The sequence below is a fragment of the Listeria welshimeri serovar 6b str. SLCC5334 genome (assembly GCF_000060285.1).
Classification (GTDB): Bacteria; Bacillota; Bacilli; order Lactobacillales; family Listeriaceae; genus Listeria; species Listeria welshimeri.
In genome coordinates this window covers 2408195-2426879 of record NC_008555.1, presented here as the reverse complement: position 1 = coordinate 2426879, position 18685 = coordinate 2408195, and the positions used below count along the sequence as shown (strand labels likewise).

Annotated in this window: 22 protein-coding genes and 1 riboswitch; of the genes, 18 read left to right on the top strand and 4 right to left on the bottom strand. The window is 36.2% G+C overall.

Annotation, left to right across the window (positions count from 1 at the left end; translation table 11 throughout):
• The first annotated feature begins 190 nt into the window (after window positions 1–190).
• Window positions 191–1048: a BglG family transcription antiterminator LicT gene (gene licT / locus LWE_RS12240; protein WP_011703130.1), complete on the top strand. Its 858-nt coding sequence runs from the start codon at window positions 191–193 to the stop codon at window positions 1046–1048.
• 265 nt (window positions 1049–1313) lie between these two features.
• Here the strand turns inward: licT and LWE_RS12235 are convergent, their stop codons facing one another.
• Window positions 1314–1727, bottom strand: coding sequence for a DUF7832 domain-containing protein (locus LWE_RS12235; protein WP_011703129.1), 414 nt, complete (start codon window positions 1725–1727; stop codon window positions 1314–1316).
• 422 nt (window positions 1728–2149) lie between these two features.
• On the opposite strand from LWE_RS12235, the gene LWE_RS12230 reads away from it, so the two are divergent.
• The 4 genes from LWE_RS12230 to LWE_RS12215 are packed head-to-tail and all read left to right on the top strand — an operon-like array spanning window position 2150 to window position 4800.
• Window positions 2150–2434, top strand: coding sequence for a DUF3130 domain-containing protein (locus LWE_RS12230; RefSeq protein WP_011703128.1), 285 nt, complete (start codon window positions 2150–2152; stop codon window positions 2432–2434).
• Window positions 2435–2803 carry a hypothetical protein gene (locus LWE_RS12225; RefSeq protein ID WP_011703127.1) on the top strand — a complete coding sequence of 123 codons (369 nt, stop codon included), beginning with the start codon at window positions 2435–2437 and terminating at the stop codon, window positions 2801–2803. It abuts the gene before it with no gap.
• Window positions 2800–4389 carry a T7SS effector LXG polymorphic toxin gene (locus LWE_RS12220; RefSeq protein WP_011703126.1) on the top strand — a complete coding sequence of 530 codons (1590 nt, stop codon included), beginning with the start codon at window positions 2800–2802 and terminating at the stop codon, window positions 4387–4389. The genes LWE_RS12225 and LWE_RS12220 overlap by 4 nt, the downstream gene beginning before the upstream one ends.
• 24 nt (window positions 4390–4413) lie before the next feature.
• The gene (locus LWE_RS12215) at window positions 4414–4800 is read left to right on the top strand and encodes a hypothetical protein (protein WP_011703125.1); all 387 of its coding nucleotides are present in this window, start codon (window positions 4414–4416) and stop codon (window positions 4798–4800) included.
• A 643-nt stretch (window positions 4801–5443) separates the two neighbouring features.
• Here the strand turns inward: LWE_RS12215 and LWE_RS12205 are convergent.
• Entirely contained in the window at window positions 5444–5752 is a 309-nt protein-coding gene (locus tag LWE_RS12205; protein WP_011703123.1) for an SdpI family protein, read from the bottom strand.
• A gap of 126 nt (window positions 5753–5878) precedes the next feature.
• On the opposite strand from LWE_RS12205, the gene LWE_RS12200 reads away from it, so the two are divergent.
• Window positions 5879–7282 carry a glutamate decarboxylase gene (locus tag LWE_RS12200; RefSeq protein WP_011703122.1) on the top strand — a complete coding sequence of 468 codons (1404 nt, stop codon included), beginning with the start codon at window positions 5879–5881 and terminating at the stop codon, window positions 7280–7282.
• A gap of 40 nt (window positions 7283–7322) precedes the next feature.
• Here the strand turns inward: LWE_RS12200 and LWE_RS12195 are convergent, their stop codons facing one another.
• A complete protein-coding gene (locus tag LWE_RS12195; protein ID WP_011703121.1) occupies window positions 7323–8081 on the bottom strand; it encodes an alpha/beta hydrolase in 759 nt (252 codons plus the stop codon).
• A 131-nt stretch (window positions 8082–8212) separates the two neighbouring features.
• Entirely contained in the window at window positions 8213–8377 is a 165-nt protein-coding gene (locus tag LWE_RS12190) for a hypothetical protein (RefSeq protein WP_011703120.1), read from the bottom strand.
• A gap of 155 nt (window positions 8378–8532) precedes the next feature.
• Between LWE_RS12190 and LWE_RS12185 the strand changes: the two genes are divergently transcribed.
• From LWE_RS12185 to LWE_RS12130, 12 genes are all read left to right on the top strand, one after another.
• Window positions 8533–9504 (top strand): ABC transporter substrate-binding protein, encoded by a 972-nt coding sequence (locus LWE_RS12185; protein WP_011703119.1) that lies wholly within the window; start codon window positions 8533–8535, stop codon window positions 9502–9504.
• Window positions 9504–10514 (top strand): FecCD family ABC transporter permease, encoded by a 1011-nt coding sequence (locus tag LWE_RS12180; RefSeq protein WP_011703118.1) that lies wholly within the window; start codon window positions 9504–9506, stop codon window positions 10512–10514. The genes LWE_RS12185 and LWE_RS12180 overlap by 1 nt, the downstream gene beginning before the upstream one ends.
• The gene (locus tag LWE_RS12175) at window positions 10511–11302 is read left to right on the top strand and encodes an ABC transporter ATP-binding protein (RefSeq protein ID WP_011703117.1); all 792 of its coding nucleotides are present in this window, start codon (window positions 10511–10513) and stop codon (window positions 11300–11302) included. Before LWE_RS12180 ends, LWE_RS12175 begins: the two co-directional genes overlap by 4 nt.
• A 142-nt stretch (window positions 11303–11444) precedes the next feature.
• Entirely contained in the window at window positions 11445–12614 is a 1170-nt protein-coding gene (gene rodA / locus LWE_RS12170) for a rod shape-determining protein RodA (RefSeq protein WP_011703116.1), read from the top strand.
• Window positions 12615–12689: 75 nt separating this feature from the next.
• Entirely contained in the window at window positions 12690–13865 is a 1176-nt protein-coding gene (gene rodA, locus LWE_RS12165) for a rod shape-determining protein RodA (RefSeq protein WP_011703115.1), read from the top strand.
• A gap of 156 nt (window positions 13866–14021) precedes the next feature.
• Window positions 14022–14375, top strand: a complete 354-nt coding sequence (locus tag LWE_RS12160; protein WP_011703114.1) for an arsenate reductase family protein — start codon at window positions 14022–14024, stop codon at window positions 14373–14375.
• Window positions 14376–14415: 40 nt separating this feature from the next.
• Entirely contained in the window at window positions 14416–14793 is a 378-nt protein-coding gene (gene gcvH / locus LWE_RS12155; RefSeq protein ID WP_011703113.1) for a glycine cleavage system protein GcvH, read from the top strand.
• Between the two features lie 139 nt (window positions 14794–14932).
• The gene (locus LWE_RS12150; RefSeq protein ID WP_049789885.1) at window positions 14933–15163 is read left to right on the top strand and encodes a thioredoxin family protein; all 231 of its coding nucleotides are present in this window, start codon (window positions 14933–14935) and stop codon (window positions 15161–15163) included.
• Window positions 15164–15354: 191 nt separating this feature from the next.
• Window positions 15355–16230: a cation diffusion facilitator family transporter gene (locus tag LWE_RS12145; RefSeq protein WP_011703111.1), complete on the top strand. Its 876-nt coding sequence runs from the start codon at window positions 15355–15357 to the stop codon at window positions 16228–16230.
• Window positions 16231–16304: 74 nt separating this feature from the next.
• On the top strand, window positions 16305–17000 hold the full coding sequence (cesR, locus tag LWE_RS12140) for a response regulator CesR (protein WP_011703110.1): 696 nt from the start codon (window positions 16305–16307) through the stop codon (window positions 16998–17000).
• A complete protein-coding gene (locus LWE_RS12135; protein WP_011703109.1) occupies window positions 16990–18132 on the top strand; it encodes a sensor histidine kinase in 1143 nt (380 codons plus the stop codon). Before cesR ends, LWE_RS12135 begins: the two co-directional genes overlap by 11 nt.
• A gap of 78 nt (window positions 18133–18210) precedes the next feature.
• Entirely contained in the window at window positions 18211–18399 is a 189-nt protein-coding gene (locus LWE_RS12130; protein WP_011703108.1) for a hypothetical protein, read from the top strand.
• A gap of 108 nt (window positions 18400–18507) precedes the next feature.
• Window positions 18508–18626, top strand: a riboswitch (SAM riboswitch).
• Window positions 18627–18685: the final 59 nt, after the last annotated feature.

The window sequence follows — 18685 nt, the reverse complement described above, 5'->3', positions numbered from 1 at the left end:
AAGTAAACCAAAATTGAATATCAAAAAACCACTTGTAATCGGTTTCTTTTTGTACTATAATGTTAGAGAAATGTATAGGATTGTAACCGCAAATGCGGGCAAAACCTAGATTAATTCAAGTGCTATTTTGGTATTATTAATAGCATTGGAATTAGTTTGGGTTTTTTTCTTTTGAAAGAGGTGAAAATGCATGATTATCAAAAAAATACTGAATAACAATGTTGTAATCGCCGAGGGTAAAAGTGGCAAGGAGTCTGTAGTTATGGGCCGTGGTCTTGCTTTTCAAAAGAAACTTGGAGATGAGGTGGAAGTGCCCAAGATTGAAAAAACATTTGTAATGGAGACACATGAACTTTCAGAGAAGCTGTCAGAACTACTGAGTGAAATCCCACTGAAACATTTACGTGTAGCAGATGATGTTGTTCAATACGCCCAAGAAACACTGGAAACGGATTTGAGTGACAATATTTATTTAACGCTCACGGATCACATTAACTTTGCGGTATCACGGTATAATCAAGGAATTAACCTGAAAAATGCTCTATTATGGGAAATTAAACGATTTTATCACGCGGAGTATTTAGTTGGAATGAAAGCATTAGATTTTATTGAGCAGGAAGTAGGAATTAGACTGGATGAAGATGAAGCCGGATTTATTGCGCTTCATATCGTCAATGCTCGACAAGATGGGCAACAAATGCACATGACAGTTGCAATGACTCAAATCGTTCAAGATATTTTAAGTATTGTCACGTATCATTACGGCATGGTTTTGGATGAAACTTCCCTAAACTACACTCGCTTTATTACACATTTACAGTATTTCGCACAACGTTTACTTCGAAAAGAAATTGTCGATTCCGGTGATGACTTTTTGTATGAACAAGTGCAAATTAAGTATCCAGAAGCTTTTAATTGTACGAAAAAAATTGATGCTTATTTGCTTAATACACACCACACAGAGCTAACGAGAGACGAACGTGTCTACCTTACGATTCATATTTATCGAGTAACAGAAAGAAATACAATTGCAAAAGATGAAAAATAATTTTTTTGGACTTATATGTAATGGATTACAGAAAAGCACTGTTTAGAGCAGTGCTTTTTTGTTGACCATAGTATGGATTTATATCTATTTTTGCGTTAACAAAAAACAAGTAAGGTTTATCTTTTTAAAGATTTGCTTACTTGTTTTCTTTTGTATTACCCTTACTCATTGGAACTATATTATAAAAATCAGAACATTAACGTTTAATGCTTAGGCATATAATTTTCTTTCCAATGGTTAAACCGTTTACTTATAATTACTGAAATTAAATCATAGTTTTCTTTCGTATCTTCAACATGATATATGGATTTATATTCAAAGCCATTTTTTTAGCTTTTTCGTTAAAAGCATTGCAGTAGTCAACATGGTAGTTAGCCACTTTTTTTGCGAATTCCGAATCGTTCTCATAATAATCATTAGCGAATTGCTGACCTAATTCTGATAAAAAAAAGTCTATAAATTTTTCATCACAATCCATAATTAAAAATTGGGCTCCAGTCATTTTTCCCTGTAGTACTTTTTCAATATCATCTTCAGCATCTTCTTTTAAATCATCGGCTAAAAGGTTATTATATATACACCATGCTAAAAACATACCTATAGCAGTTGCTGCATTTTCGGATGGCAGATCTTTGGGATAGTTACCATCATAATGCCATGAAGCATCATCATATTTCATAAATAATTCTCTCCTTTGTTGTTTAACTTAGGTTGCATAAATTCGTCTGAAACAAAATAATAAGTAACACTCTTCATTTTATAAACTTAATATATCACACTGATGGAATGAACACAAAAGGAAAAGCAGAATATACTATGTGACTTATATGAGTGCTAATAACTGACTAGGTATCAAACAATAGAAGAAGTATCTGTATCTAATAATCTGTTTGTTTTAACAATCTTTGGGAGTTTATTTCTTAATAAAGAGAACATAAAATCTATCAGATATAAAATGTTAAATTTTTCACTTAAAAAGCGGCTGTAAAGCTATTTCTTAACGAATAGTTTCACAAAACGCTCACAAAAGAAGGGCGCGACCGATGTTATAATAGGGGGAGCATGAAAAACCATCCTTATAGACAGAGAGGAAGCGTTCAGATGAGAGAAATACAAGTCAAGGAAGCAACATTTCAACAACATGCAGCCCAATTGGATAGTAAGAGTACGGGAAATTACTTACCCCTAAAAAACGGGAATATGGCTTATTCCAGAGCTAATTCGATTGATCAGTTACGATCGGCATTGATTGATTTAGTCGGAGTGGTCGAAGCTTTTCAACAAGTGACCAAGCAAGATGCGAACCGATTAAAGAAAATGGGGATTGCCTATGCCAAACAAGACCAGGCGATGGGACAAAAAATCCATCAGTTGGAGGTGCGGTAATTGGATAGCGCACACAGCCAACTAGAACAACAACTCCAACAAATCAAAAAAGCGAAGATGACGGCAGAAACGAATGTCGATCAAACGAGAAGAAAACAAAATGAACAAGATTGGTTAGAAGAGGACAGCCACCAATTAACCCAAGAAAAACGAGCACTCCTGGACTTTTTGCGCAGTGGTTGGCAAGGAGAGGAAGCCAGTGGTTTTCATCGTTATTTGGAAGCGCAACAATACGAAGAAGCACAAGCTTGGATGAAAGATCTCCAGGATAAAAGAGCCGATTTAGAGAAAGAATTACAAGAAGTGAAGGCCAAACTCCACGCACTAGAAACAAAACAGGCCACCTTGCAAAAGGAGTGGAGTCAGTGAGCCGGATAGATATTGCCGAATTAAATGACTTTCTTCATGGTTTGCGAAGTAGTAATGCCGAAGCCAAAACGATGATTAAACAAATTAAAGAAGCAGCCATCCATTATACCCAAGATAACAGTCTAAAAGGGGCTGCCGTGACCACATCGAAACAGTACTTTTCTAGTACCTATACCAGCATTGCTCAAAGTATCTTAGAAGCGTTGGATGAGAGCGAAGAACGCCTGGCGCAGTATATTCGAGAGTTTGGCAGTCAAGTGGATAGTTCGCCTTCCTCCAGGATAGATGCGGAGGTTTTACAAGAAGCCATGGCAAAGGTGAGCCAATTGCGACGAAAAGAAGACAACTTACACCAACAATTGACAGCGCCAAACACGAGGCCGGACATGCAACAAATTTATACCGTCCAATCAAGAAGTGTCCACACCCAATTACTGGAGGCTATCGAAAAAGAACAGATACTCGAAAAATATTTGGCTTTTGAACAAAGTCATGGCCAGTTTTTTAGTGCGCTAGATGAACTCATTCGAGCGACCGGTCGTGCGGTACAAGCATTGTTACAACAGGTTACGTTTAATGAGAAAACGGGTACTTACTCCGTACCAACCAGTGCCACCAATAGCTTATTACTAATGAATAAAGCGCTCCAAGCAGCCCGAAAAGAAAACGATAAAGATCCTTTTCCTAAAGCATTTGAAGATTATACCTTGTTTGCCTATACTTACGTGAATGACCAAGGCGAAACGGTAACGATGTGGCTGCTAGAAAGAGATGGCAAACGAGCAACGAACCAAGAACTGCAAGACTTCCTAGAAGAACATGGCCAAGAATTAAATCCCCTTCTTTATACCAATCTTTCCGGAGAAGAACTAGAACGGAAAGTAAATGACAGTTGGAAAGAAGGCGTGAATTACTTAAATGGTCAAAAAGTTTCCGGATTTTCCGGAGGCGTGTTGAAGTCTTCTGCCTATGTGGCCAGCGTAAAAGATGCGATGGATGATGCTGGACTGACAGAAATGACTTTAAGTCTAGGGTTTGGGATTGCGGCTGCTAGAAATAAAACAATAATGGCAAAGAAAGTAAAAGAACCAGAAGTTGGAAAAATTTCTGAGCGCATAAAAAATGATAGTAAAACAGTCCAAAAGAATATAGAATTAAGTAAGAAAGCTAGAGAAGCTTCGAAAATGAAGGAGTATTTAAAACGAGAGAAGGTTGCTTTAGAGAAAATTAAGAAAGCTAGTGGGGCTGATTTTTCAAAACCAAAACACTATTTAGATGATGCTTTGAAGCAACAAGGATTAGATAAAGTACCTGAAAAATTGAAACAGAAATGGACACACGGGGATTATAATTATGAGGTGAGAGTACATCCAGGAGACCCTAAATATACAGATGCTAAAAAAATCTATAGAGTTTCAAGAAAGACAAAACCAGTCCCGGGAAAACAAGGATCGGGTATGGAATATATGGATAAAAATGGAAACTGGTGGCATCAAAGTGAGTTAAGAGAATTTAATGGAGACGGCACTCTTAACCCACTTTTTAATCATGAGGCTGCAAAAAATACTCATATTCCTACAGACTAAAATCTAATAAAAGGAGAATTTAAAATGAAAAAAAATGAAATTATAAATGAACTAGATAAAATTAATGAATATTTGAAAAAATGTATGTGGATGGATTTTGAATTTGCTCAAATGAACGCAAGTAATGTAACAATAGGTGGTAGAAAAGATGTAAGTTATGATGAATGGGCTATTAATATTGATTTTGGTAATCCTTATTATGTTACAACTTTATTTTCTTGGCAGTTAGACAATTCTAATCCTTTTATTGAATTAGTAGAAGGTGATGAAATGTGGTATATTATCAATAAATATCAAGTAGAAGAAGGTAATTATATTTTTAAAATTAACGCTGAAGATTTTGAAACGGCTCCGATAGTAATTGCAAGTAAAAGTCTTAAAGTCGAAATTATAAATGAATTTCCATTTTAAAAAATAAAAAGGCACTCTACTACTCGACGGGAATCGAGAAGATAGAGCCTTGACCAGTAAGGACATACTTACTAATCAATTTGCCGATAGCTGACAAAAGCTAGCTGTATTTATTGCACAAAAATTCAAAGGATTTTTCTAGTCTTTTTGAATGTTTCTTAAATGTATGGTAATTTCGGCTGAAAAATGTGGAACTATTGAAACGGTATTAGTGAGGAGACAATCACTGATACCGTTTTTTCGTGTATCAATAAAGTAAAGGAGTGAAAGAAATGATTCAAACAGAAAATAAGCAATCAATTAAAGAAATTAGCCACCAAGATATTTACAGTTTATATGATAGCTGGGAGCAACTTCAATCATGGCAGGGGTATTACTGGTTCTAGAAAAGTTCTTCCAAGATGAAAACAGACCCGTAAACAAGCAACAAATCGCCAGAAAATACTATGCCTGTTCACAAGTCTGTATGCTGTTTTAACTAGATTTTAGCCAGACCATGCAAAAAATGGGATAGGCTGACGCTTTCTTGCCCACTGCTCGTAACTTTGAGTATGTAGAGGCTTCAAACCGATATTGCCACTTATTGCTTGGATAGAACTGGAGGACTATAGACAGAACCGATTCTTTCTTTCAGTGTACTTTCTTATCCAATCTTCTTCTCAACAAAAATAACAGATAGTAAGACGGCAAAAATACTTATAGTTAATAAAATGGAGCTGCGAACAAAAGCGTGCATCGGAATAAAGGCGAGTATAAGTGATAATAGCAAGAGTAATACGCCAATAATTATCCAGGAAATCCCAAGTAACCGATGTGCTTTTTGCCAAGTGGCTTCGTTTTTTAAAGAAGCATTCGTGCGATAACTAAAGCGACTTTCTTTATTTTGAGGGGGATTTACCCGGTATAGGATGCCAAGAATAATGAGCAAAAGTGGGAAAATTAAATCAAGCATGATGAACCTCCTTATAGGTACCATTCGTAGTATAACAAATTATTGTGAAAAATTGAACGGTTTGCTACGTTAGGTTAATGGGTATTGGAGAATGAAATGGCCAGTAATCTTAAAGGAGGAAAAAAGATGCTTTATAGTGAAAACGACAAGCGAAAACATGAAAGTTATCGAATCCCGCTCTTTGGATCTGAAGAAGAAAGCACAAGTATTCCAAAATATGTATTAAAGAAGGAGCCAATGGAACCACGCATTGCATACCAGCTAGTGAAAGACCAACTGATGGATGAAGGAAATGCACGGCAGAATTTGGCAACTTTTTGTCAGACATATATGGAAAAAGAGGCAGAATTACTGATGGCAGAAACGCTCGAGAAAAATGCCATTGATAAATCTGAGTACCCTCAAACAGCTGAACTGGAAAATCGCTGTGTTAATATTTTAGCGGATTTATGGAATGCACCAAAAGAAATGTCTTACTTAGGAACTTCTACTGTAGGATCTTCAGAGGCGTGTATGCTTGGCGGTTTAGCGATGAAGTTCCGCTGGCGTAATAATGCAGAAAAACGTGGTCTAGATATTCAGGCAAAACGACCAAACTTAATTATTTCCTCAGGATATCAAGTCTGTTGGGAAAAATTTTGTGTGTACTGGGATGTTGACATGCGGGTTGTCCCGATGGATAAAGAACATCTTAGCCTTGATGTGGACAAGGTGTTTGAGTTAGTCGATGAATATACGATTGGAATTGTTGGTATTTTAGGTATTACTTATACAGGTAAATTTGATGATATAGCTTTACTTGATGAACGAGTAGAAGCTTATAATGCGACAAACGAACATCAATTAGTGATTCATATTGACGGGGCAAGTGGTGCGATGTTTACTCCATTTGTCAATCCAGAATTATCATGGGATTTTCGCCTTAAAAATGTGGTTTCGATAAACACTTCTGGTCATAAATATGGTTTAGTATATCCGGGTGTTGGTTGGATTTTATGGAAAGATAAAGAATATTTACCAAAAGAACTTATTTTTGAAGTGAGTTATTTGGGTGGTTCGATGCCAACGATGGCGATTAATTTTTCGCGTAGTGCAAGCCAAATTATTGGTCAGTATTATAATTTCTTGCGTTTTGGTTTTGAAGGTTACCGAGAAATTCATGAAAAAACAAAGAAAACGGCTCTTTATCTTGCAAAAACGGTAGAAAAAAGTGGCTACTTTGACATTATTAATGATGGTTCTAATTTACCAATCGTCTGTTATAAGTTAAAGGAAGGATTGGATATCGAGTGGACGTTGTATGACCTTGCTGACCAATTGTTGATGAAAGGGTGGCAAGTACCGGCGTATCCACTGCCAGCTGATTTAAGTGATACAATTATTCAACGATTTGTTTGCCGAGCTGATTTAGGTTATAATGTGGCCGAAGAATTTGCTGCTGATTTTGCGGAAGCACTTCATAATTTAGAACATGCTAGAGTTCTTTATCATGACAAAGGACGAAATGATTCTTACGGTTTTACGCATTAAAAAAAGAAGACTTGGGTGGTATGTCCAAGTCTTCTTTCTATTAAAGTGGAAGCCAGTCAATAATTTCTTTTATACTTTTGTCCCAAAAATCCCAATCGTGATCACCGGGACTTTCACGATATTCTAGCGGAGCATTTTTAGCAAGAGCAAAATCGCGGAATCGAATATTGTCTTCATAAAGAAAGTCTTCTGTACCACAATTTTGGAAAAGAGTTGGTAATTCGACTTGATTTTTTAGGTTGGTTTCTAGTAAATGAAATAAATCATTTTCTGTACCAGTTTGGCTAGTCATTTCTCCAGTGATGGCACGTGTGCTGAAATTTTCGAAGCAATCTTCTTTAATGATATAATTGATATCCATAACGCCAGACATACTTGCAGCTGCTTGGAATTTTTCGGGAAAAGTAAGTGCAACTTTGAACGCACCATAACCTCCCATAGAATGACCAGCGATGAAAGTATCTTCTTTTTTACTTGAAAGTGGGAACCAATTTTTCATTACATGTGGAAGTTCTGTGCTAACAAACTGGAAATAGTCGCGGCCGTGAACCATGTTAGAATAGAAACTATGGTCTGCTGCAGGCATGATGACAGCGAGTCCTTTTTCAGTGGCATATCGTTCAATATTTGTATTACGAACATAAGTAGTGTGATTATTGGATAAGCCGTGAAGAATATATAGTGTTTTATATTTAGGAATAGGGCCATGATAAAGTGTTTCTGTTTCGGGTAAAATCACCGTTACACTTGTTTGCATAGCTAAACATTCTGATTTAAAATTTAGTTCTAAAATAGCCAATGTAAGGGCCTCCTGACGTGTCTTTTTTTCTAGTATACATGATTTTTGGGCGAAATAAAATAAATATAACTTATCTTATGAGTTAACTCGGAATTAAACGTAAATAAAGAACCTGCGTGAACAGGTCCTCGTTATTTTTTCACACTTGGCTTCTTTTTATCAACGATGTTTAAAATTTCTTCAAGCTTGCGATTCTTCTCAAGAATAGCTGCTTCTTTGAATTGTTCTGTTGTGACTGGGGGCAGTGGTTCTTTGCAATTTTCATGCGATAGATTAGGAAAAAGATTATCAGTCATTTTTCATCGCCTCCTTCTTTTAATTATAAAGTATTGGCGAGAAAATATCGATTATTTAAACATAAATGAAAATAATTCTCAATTAGGGGTCCGTCTTTTTGAATATCGTGGTATAATTTAGTAAAATGAATAGGACAGTGTTGTGGAGGGGAATTATGAAGAAAATAACTATAACGATAGTAAGTATAACAGCTGCACTACTCCTTGCTTCGTGTGGAAATGATACTGCAACTGATACGTTTAATGAATCAAAAAATATAGAAAATAAATCGCAAGCAGCCTTAACAATAACAGATATGGCTGGTCGTGATGTTTCTTTTGATAAAAAACCAGAACGAATTATTGCACTAACAAATGCCGATATGAATATTATTTATGCGTTAGGTGGCACTGTGGTCGGTCGGCAAACAACGGATGCAAGTGGTGTTCCGGATGGTGCGAAAAAAGCGACAGAAGTGGGCAATACCCATGATTTGAACTTAGAAAAAATCGCTTCGCTTGGTGCGGATGCAATTGTAGCAAGTTCAGAACAAAATTTAAAAGATGTACCAGCGATGGAAGGTGTCGGGCCAAAAGTAGTGTTAACCGGAGCGAATTCTATTGAAGACATAAAGAAACAAACTGCTGTGCTTGGCGAACTTTTAGGTAAAGAAAAGAAAGCAAAAGAGTTAGAAGCGAATATTGATAAAAAAGTAGCGGAAGTGAAGAAGCAACAACAAGGTAAAAAAGTGCGTGCATTACTTGTTTTAGGAGCGCCAGGAAGTAATTATGCAGCTTTACCATCCTCATTAAGTGGGAATGTCTTAGAACTTGCTGGTGGCGAAAATGTGGCAAAAGACTTTAAAGGTGTTGAAAACTTTCCGCAATACGCTTCAATGAATGTGGAAAAAATTGTTGCAGCTGATCCAGAAGTGATTTTCTTAATGATTCATGGTGGAGATGAAAAAGAAACAGAAGCAGCTTTTAAAAAGGAAATGAAGCAAAATGATGCTTGGAATTCAACTAGCGCTGTGAAAAATGACCATATTGTTGTGCTTCCTGCAGAATTATTTGGAACAAATCCTGGAATGAAGATTGATCAAGCTTTGGATTATATGACAGATGAAATAAATAAGGTGGATAACTAATGACAACTGTGAAGGCGCATGATCCGCGGCGAAAACGTAGACGGATAACTTTTATTGTAGTGATTGTTTTACTTATCTTAGCTTTTTTCTACGGACTGACAACTGGGTCCGTAAAAGTTACATATAGTGATGCTTGGCGAACTTTGACTGGTGGCGGGAGTGACCTTGCGAATCAACTGATTTGGAATTTGCGGTTGCCACGACTTTTGATTGCTTTCTTAGTTGGCGCGGCTCTTGCGATTGCTGGTTGCTTACTACAAGGCGTAATGCGAAATCCATTAGCTGATCCAGGAGTTATTGGGGTTTCAGCGGGTGGTGGATTTGTAGCGATTTTAATGACGTTAGCATTCCCGGCCTTGGCTTCTTTCGTTCCAATTGGCGCATTCTTAGGGGCTTTTGGTACAGCAATTTTAATTTATTTATTAGCGTGGGATCGTGGTGTTTCGCCATTACGGGTTATTTTGTCAGGAGTGGCCATAAACGCGTTTATTGGAGCGATGACTTCTGGTGTAATGGTGCTTTATAGTAATCGGGTTCAAAGTGTTATTTCTTGGATGACAGGTACGCTTTCTGGGAAAAGTTGGTATCATTTGGATATGATTTGGCCATATATGTTGGTTGGTTTTATTTTAAGTGGTTTTGCTATTCGTTCTTCTAATGTGTTGTTACTTGGAGATGATGCGGCAAAATTACTAGGTTTTTCAGTCGAACGACACCGCTTTTTTATTATCATGTTAGCGGCCTTTCTCAGTGGGGTTGCAGTCAGTGTAGCTGGACTTATTGGTTTTGTCGGGCTGGTTGTACCACATATTTTTCGTCTCATTATCGGAAATGACTATAAATATTTACTGCCACTATCAGCGCTTGGCGGTGCTTTATTAGTTGGTTTTGCTGATACAGCAGCTAGAAGTTGGTTTGGATCAATTGAGCTTCCGGTGGGAATTCTGCTTGCGATGATTGGCGCGCCATTCTTCTTATTCTTACTTCAAAGAGGGAGGGTTGCCTCATGAAACCAGCCTTAGAATTAAAAAATGTTTCCTTCTCACGCAAAAGAGATTTTGAGATGAAAGATGTAAATGCGCTCATTCCTGAAGGCAAAATTACGACACTTATCGGGCCAAATGGTTCGGGTAAGTCAACAATGCTTCGTTTAATGATGCGCCTTTTGACTCCAGATAGTGGGGAAGTTTTACTAGCTGGAAAAAATATTACTGATATTCCTTCCAAAGATTTAGCAAAGAAAATGACAATGTTATCCCAGGCGCCAGAAGGTTTAGTTGATGTTATGGTGCATGATTTAGTTGCCTATGGTCGTTTGCCACATAGAAGTTGGCTTTCTACTTTGCAAGAAGAGGATGAGGCGGTTATTCAGTGGGCAATTAAAGTGTGTAATTTGGAAGCTCTTGCGTATCGACCGCTTCACTCATTGTCTGGTGGAGAACGACAACGGGCATGGTTAGCAATGGCGCTTGCGCAGAAAACACCGATTTTATTATTGGATGAACCGACGACTTATTTGGATATTGCGCATCAATTGGAACTTTTAGATTTATTAGTGCATCTAAATAAAGAATATAATTTAACAATTGTGTTGGTTTTACATGATTTAAACCAAGCGGCAATATATAGTGATTATGTTTTTGTGTGTGAAAATGGTCGATTAGTCAAAGATGGCACGCCCAAAGAAGTTTTCACAACAGAATTATTGCGAAATGTTTTTCATATTACAGCTGATATTACCGAAAAAGATGGAAAACAGCACATTCATCCACTTGCTTCCACTAGATTTGAATATTAAAGAAAACAGAAAGAAGATTAGAATTTAGTGAAAAAGCTTCCTATCGTGGATAATCTTTATTATAATAGATGAAGGCTGTTGCTCTTTTTAAGAATAGCAGCCTTTTTACATTTAAATCTAAACATAAAAGGACGGAAAAACAATGGCTAGGAAGAGAAGAAAAGCAATTCGAGTTGATTATTCCATTATATTTTTAATGATGTTGCTTTGTATTATTGGGCTGGTTGCGATTTATGTAGCAGGACTAGTGAATAACCAGTATACAAATAATTTCTTATTGCAGCAGTCTATTTGGATTGTTATTTCTACTGGAGTAGTCTTTGTTATAGTGCTTTTTTTTGATTATGATAGGCTTCAATGGGCCGCGTATTACTTATATGGAATCGGAAATTTACTTCTTATCCTTGTATTGATTGTTGGTGACGAGCGGAAAGGTTCTAAAAGCTGGATTGGTATTGGCTCACTTGGAAGCTTGCAACCATCAGAGTTAATGAAGAGTTTCTTGATTTTAGCCCTTGCAAAGGTAATTTGGGACCATAATAAAAAATATCAATTACACACGGTAAAACTGGATTTGCAACTACTACTTAAAATAGGTATTATCTCAATAATTCCACTTGCTTTAGTTGCGCTTCAACCAGACTTAGGAACGATATTAGTATTTGTTGCTATTATCATCGGAATGGTCTTTATAAGTGGTGTTACTTGGAAAATTTTAGTGCCAGTATTTAGTTCAGTTGCTGTACTTGGTGGAACTTTAATTTATTTGGTTATGTATAATCCAGCTTTTTTACAAAAATTAGGATTTAAACCATATCAATTTAAACGAATTACTTCTTGGTTAAGGCCGGAAGAGGATCCGCTTGGGGACGGGATGCAACTGCTTCGTTCCATGCAGGCGATTGGCTCAGGTCAGTTGCAGGGAAATGGTATTGGAAACCAAGCAATCGCGATTCCAGAAAATCACAATGATTTCATTTTTTCTATTGTTGGTGGGAATTTCGGTTTTGTTGGTGGATGCGTGCTTATTATGTTATACTTTTTACTGATTTACCAAATTATTCGAGTAGCTTTAGATATTGGTATTCCTTTTTATTCATATATATGTACAGGAGTTTGCTCGATGATTTTATTTCATGTTTTAGAAAATATCGGGATGACGATTGGTCTTTTGCCAATTACCGGTATTCCACTACTTTTTGTCAGTTACGGGGGAAGCTCTCTTCTTGGCGCATTTATGGCACTTGGACTTGTTTTATCAGCCAGATATAATGCACCAGAAGTTAACTTAGGAAAAGAAGGTCAGATTTGATGTTCTTTTTTAAACTGTTTGGGAGAAAGCGTTCGTTAGGTTTAAACAAACCAACCAGTAAGGAGTAATTAAATAATGAATCAACAAAATAAACTAGCTGGACGCATCGATTATGGAATTGTATTGTCCATGATGTTACTTATGATAATAAGTCTACTGTCCATTTATAGTGCACAATTAACGAATAATCAATACGACGCTAACTTTGTTGTCAAGCAAGGTATGTGGTTTGTCGTTTCGACGTTTGCCATTATTGTCGTTATGCAACTCGATTATGATCGTCTTACAAAATGGGCTTATTATTTTTATGGACTTGGTCTATTTTTGCTCGTATTTGTTTTGCTTTTTGGTAAAGAAGTAAAAGGAGCTAAAAGTTGGATTGTAATTCCTTTTCTAGGAAATATTCAACCATCTGAGGTTGTTAAAGTCATCTTAATTGTTGTTTTAGCAAAAGTCATTTGGGATCATAATCGTAATTATAAAATTCATCGTTTTAGTTATGATGTATGGTTACTAGTGAAAATTGGTCTATTTACCCTGTTGCCACTTATTCTTATTATGATGCAACCCGATTTAGGAACAGCGCTTGTTTTTATCGCTATCATGTCCGGTATGATTTTGATTTCAGGGATTACTTGGAAAATTATTGTGCCGTTATTTGGTTCCATTGCTGCAATTGGGACTGCACTTATTTGGATGGTTATTTATCATCAAAACTGGTTGACAAGTCTTGGTTTCAAACCATATCAGTTTGAACGGATTACTACTTGGATAAATCCAGAAAATGATCCTCAAGGTGGCGGATATCAAGTGCTACGCGCGCTTACGGCAATTGGTTCCGGTCAGATTTCTGGAAACGGTGCAGGTTATGACGCTATTGCAATACCAGAAAACCATAATGATTTTATCTTTACAATTGTTGCTGGCGATTATGGCTTTATCGGAGCTAGTATTTTATTAGCCATTTATTTCTTATTAATTTATCAAATCATACGGGTAGCACTTGATGTTGGTGTGCCATTTTATTCTTACATTTGTACGGGTGTTGTGATGATGTTAATGTTCCACGTACTGGAAAATGTTGGTATGAATATTGGCTTGCTTCCGATTACAGGTATTCCACTTCCATTTATCAGTTATGGTGGTAGTGCCCTGCTTGGTAATATGATGGCAGTCGGTTTAGTGCTTGGAATAAGGTTCAACTTTAAGAAATCTATGTTTGAAGTAAAAGAGGAAAATCACGCTTCATAAGAATAAAATACAAAAGTCGAAAATAGGCTTTTGTATTTTTAAAATCCGAAATGAACGCGCTTTCAAAATCTCTGTTTTTTTCTAAGGGTTGCCATTTGTACTTTCAGAAAAAATGCACTATGATAGTAGTAGAATGCAATCGGAGGGAGAGGCAAAATGATTAATTTTTATTGGTATCCAAAATGTAGCACCTGTAAGAAAGCAAAAGCGTGGCTTGAGAATGAGCATGTTGATTTTAACGAAGTAGATATTAAGACTGAAACCCCGAGTGCTGAAGAATTGCAACAATGGCATGAAGCTAACGGACTTCCAATCCGTCGTTTCTTTAATACAAGTGGCATTAAATATCGGGAACTTGGCTTAAAAGATAAACTAGATACACTTTCGCCTGAAGAAGCTTATAAACTACTTGCTTCAGATGGTATGCTTATCAAACGACCACTAACAACGAATGGCAAAGAAGTGACGCTTGGTTTCAAAGAAGAAGAATTTGAAGCAACTTGGAAATAGTCATGATAGATATTCGCATTAAAAAGGAGGAATTTTAAAAATGAGTTTACCAAAAGACTTATTGTACACAGAAGAACATGAATGGGTGAAAGCAGATGATGGTAGTTATATCATTGGTATTACTGACTTTGCTCAAGATCAATTAGGGGATATTGTTTTTGTTGAATTGCCAGAAGTAGGGGACACTGTAACAAAAGGCGATTCTATTGGCAGCATTGAGTCTGTTAAAACGGTATCTGATTTTTATGCACCAGTAACTGGTAAAGTAGTTGCTGTTAATGAAACTTTAGAAGATGAGCCAGAATTAATTAATAGCAATCCATATGACACAGGTTGGATCTTAAAACTTACTGAAGTGGAAGAAGCAGACGTAACAGCCCTTTTATCAAGTGATGATTATGAAAAAGGATTAGATTAATTTTTTTAGGGGCCGGCTTGGGATAACCGAAGCTGGCCTTTTTTGATGGGAGGCGTTTTTTTTGGAAATTTGGGAAAAAGAAACGTTAAGAGCGGCACAAAAAAACGGCGCAAATTTTGTAGTTTTCTTTTTTACGCCGATGTGTGGTAGCTGTCAGATAGCGAGTCGTTTAGTAGATGTGGTGTTAGAAGCTGATGGCATTCATCCAGACGTTGCAAAAGTAGATTTGAATTATGTGCCAGATATTGCTCAACATTTGGAAATTACTTCTGTGCCAGCGTTAGTGAAATTTAAAAGCGGTCAACCGGTAGATTTGAGTTATAAATTACATGATGCAACAACCATTTATGAATTCCTGTATAGCGAGTAATACAGGGATTTTTTCTGTGTTAAAATTTGCCCTTGCGCAAAAAAGTTTCATCCCCGATATAGAAATGTATTTAGCTAAAAACATTGCTATAGACACAATTCTGCTGCTTGTGGTAAGATAATTCGAGTTGTTAAATAAGTGTTTTATAAAGAGAGATTTTTAGTGAAACATAATTATCGGAGGCTTTTTCTATGAACCATTCTAATCTTACTATTTTATCTGTTTGTAGTAATTTTGTTATTGTTGTACTTAAATTGATTGTTGGTTTTTTTACGGGTTCAGTGGCAGTGATTTCGGAAGGGATTCACTCGTCAATGGACTTATTTGCATCAATCATTACTTTCTTTTCAATCCGGATTTCTAATCAGCCGGCCGACGAAGATCATCCATATGGACATGGAAAAGCGGAGAATATAGCCGGTACTATTGAAACATTACTTATTTTTGTAGCTGGGATTTGGATTATTGTTGAATCAGTTAATAAACTAATTAATCCACATGAAATTCGTTTTCCGGCGCTTGGTATTATGGTAATGCTTTTTGGCGCTATTATTAATATTATCGTGTCACGCATTATCAAAAAAGCTGCTGATAAAGCAAATTCCGTTGCAATGAAATCTAACGCATTACATTTATATACAGATGTTTTCACGTCTCTCGGTATTGCTCTTAGTTTGTTTTTAGTATATATGACGGGCTGGCTTTGGTTAGATCCGGTTATTGCGATTTTGACCGCATTTTATATTATGTATGAGGCATTTAAACTGTTAAAAGAATCTTTCCCACCATTAATGGATAAACGCTTATCTGCAGATGAGGAAGAGGCTATTAAGCAAATTATTTTAGCCCATCAAACAAAATTTATTGAATTTCATGATTTTCGTTCAAGACGTGCAGGTGCGGAAGAATATATCGACTTTCATTTAGTAGTATCTTCTTCTATGACTATCGAGAGTGCGCACTCGCTTTGTGATGAAATCGAAGCAGAAATTATGAACTTTTATGCTAAAGCAGAAGTCCTCATTCACTTAGAGCCAGAAGAGGAACGCGTACTCACTCGGATTTGATATAAGGCTCTTTCTATTCGATTTGTTTCAAAAGTGTTACAATAGTAGAAATAAGAATGGAAAGGACAATGAGTATGACAACTTCTATTTTAATTGCGGATGATGATAGGGAAATTGTGGACTTAGTGAAATTATATTTACAAAATGAAGGATATACGATTTATCAAGCTTATGATGGTGCAGAAGTGTGGCGTTTAGTCCAAGAAAAACAGCCAACTTTAGTGATTTTAGATATAATGATGCCGGAAATGGATGGGTTAGAAGTATGTCGCTTAATGAGAAAGAGTGGCATTTTGACGCCGATTTTGATGCTTAGTGCAAAAGCGGAAGATAATGACAAAATTATGGGACTTTTAACTGGTGCGGACGATTATATGGTTAAGCCATTCAATCCATTAGAACTATCGGTGCGAGTAAAAGCGATTTTAAGAAGAATGCAACAAATGAGTCAAGCAGAGCCAGTGAGCCGGGATAAAGTTGTTATTGGACCTATAGTAGTTGACCGCGGACTTCATGTGGTGACAGTCAGTGAAAAAGAGCTGCACTTAACCACTTCTGAATTTGATATTTTATTTTTACTCGCGAGTGAACCGGGTCGAGTATTTAGTTCCGAGTATATTTTTGAAAAAATCTGGCAAGAAAAGGCGCTGGGTGCAAGTAAAACAGTGATGGTACACATTAGTAACCTTCGAGATAAATTACGTGATGCTATGGGCGGAGAAAGTGTCATTAAGACAATTTGGGGAGTAGGATACAAAATTGAAATCTAAACTAGAAATGTTGTTTATAAAAATTAGCCATGTGATGAATATTTGGCAAGCGACCTTTTTTGCGTTGATTTCCTGGGTTATGTCCCTGATTACCTTACAAACAATTTATTTATGGAGTATTTCGATTCGAGATGATTCTTTGTTTTTACGAGAAGTCACTCAAACGATTGTTCGGCTATTTGGTACGAATAAATATACCCGAATAATGGAATCATTTTGGATGTTATTATTAAAATTTCTAATTATTTTCTTCATTGCATGTATTTTCTTTGCCATTTTCTACCGTTTAATGCGCCAAAAAATATTAAAAAAACAATTACGAACTATTAATTTTGCGCTCAATGATGGGAAGCCCGTTGATACTGAGAGTTTTGTTCCAGAAATCCAAGAATTAGAGCGGAATATTGAAAGTATGCGTGAACGACAGAAAAAATTAATGCAACAAGAAGAACAAGCCCAGCAAGCCCGAAACGACTTAATTACAAATGTTTCGCACGATTTAAGAACCCCACTTACTTCTATTTTAGGATATTTAAGCTATATTCATGAAGACCGTTATCGTGATGAGATTGAATTACGTTATTATACGGAACTTGTTTATGGAAAGGCACGACATTTGCATAAATTAATTGATGATTTGTTCTCATATACTAGACTTGATAGTGTAGAATATCAACTCAAAAAAGATGAGCTAGATATTATTGAATTACTCAATCAATTAGTTGCTGAATATGATGGTCGTGCAGCTGAACGTAATATGAAGATTGTAGAACATTTTGATGCAAAAAAATTAATTATAAGCGGCGATGGCAATCAAATTATGCGTTTGTTTGAGAATTTATTTTCTAATGCACTAAGATATGGTGAAGGAAATAAGCAGATAGATGTCAGTGCAATAAAAGAAAGCAATATGGCTATCGTGAAGGTTACTAATTATGGAGAAGAAATTCCGAGTGTTGATTTACCTTATTTATTCGAACGTTTTTACAAAGTAGATAAAAATCGAACAACAACTGGAACTGGTCTGGGGCTGGCTATAGCTAAGTCTATCGTCGAAAAACATGGCGGTATAGTAACAGCTGAAAGTAAAAATCGTAAAACGAGCTTTATTGTCAAATTACCACTAATTTAATCTTTAACAATTCTTAAATGTTTCTTTCCGCGTGATTTATGTTCTTTCAGTAGAATGTAAATTACGGAGGAGAGAAAAATGAAAAAACAAATTGTTTTAATTGTTGTTGCTTGTATCACGGTTATTGCGATATTTATGTATATAGCTCAAGTAAATAATAGTGAGTTCAAATATCAAAATAGGGCCCAAATTAAAATAGCCTCTCAAACAGTTGATCAACAAGATTTGGGTAATTTAAACATCATCAGTGAGATAAATTACAAATAAATTAGTATAAAAGAAAAAAATATTGACAAAGTGTACCGGAAAAGGTAATATGAAAAAACAAGAAACGTCACTATAGTCACAAATGAAGTGATATAATAATATGTAGAAATCTTATCCAGAGTGGTGGAGGGAAATGCCCTATGAAACCCAGCAACCTAAACAATAAGTGATTATGTGTTTAAGGTGCTAAGTCATGCAGAACAACTATTTGTTCTGAAAGATGAGAAGGAAGTTAGCCTATTTGAAAAAATGCTGCCTTTCTGCTCATGAGCAGAAAGGCTTTTTT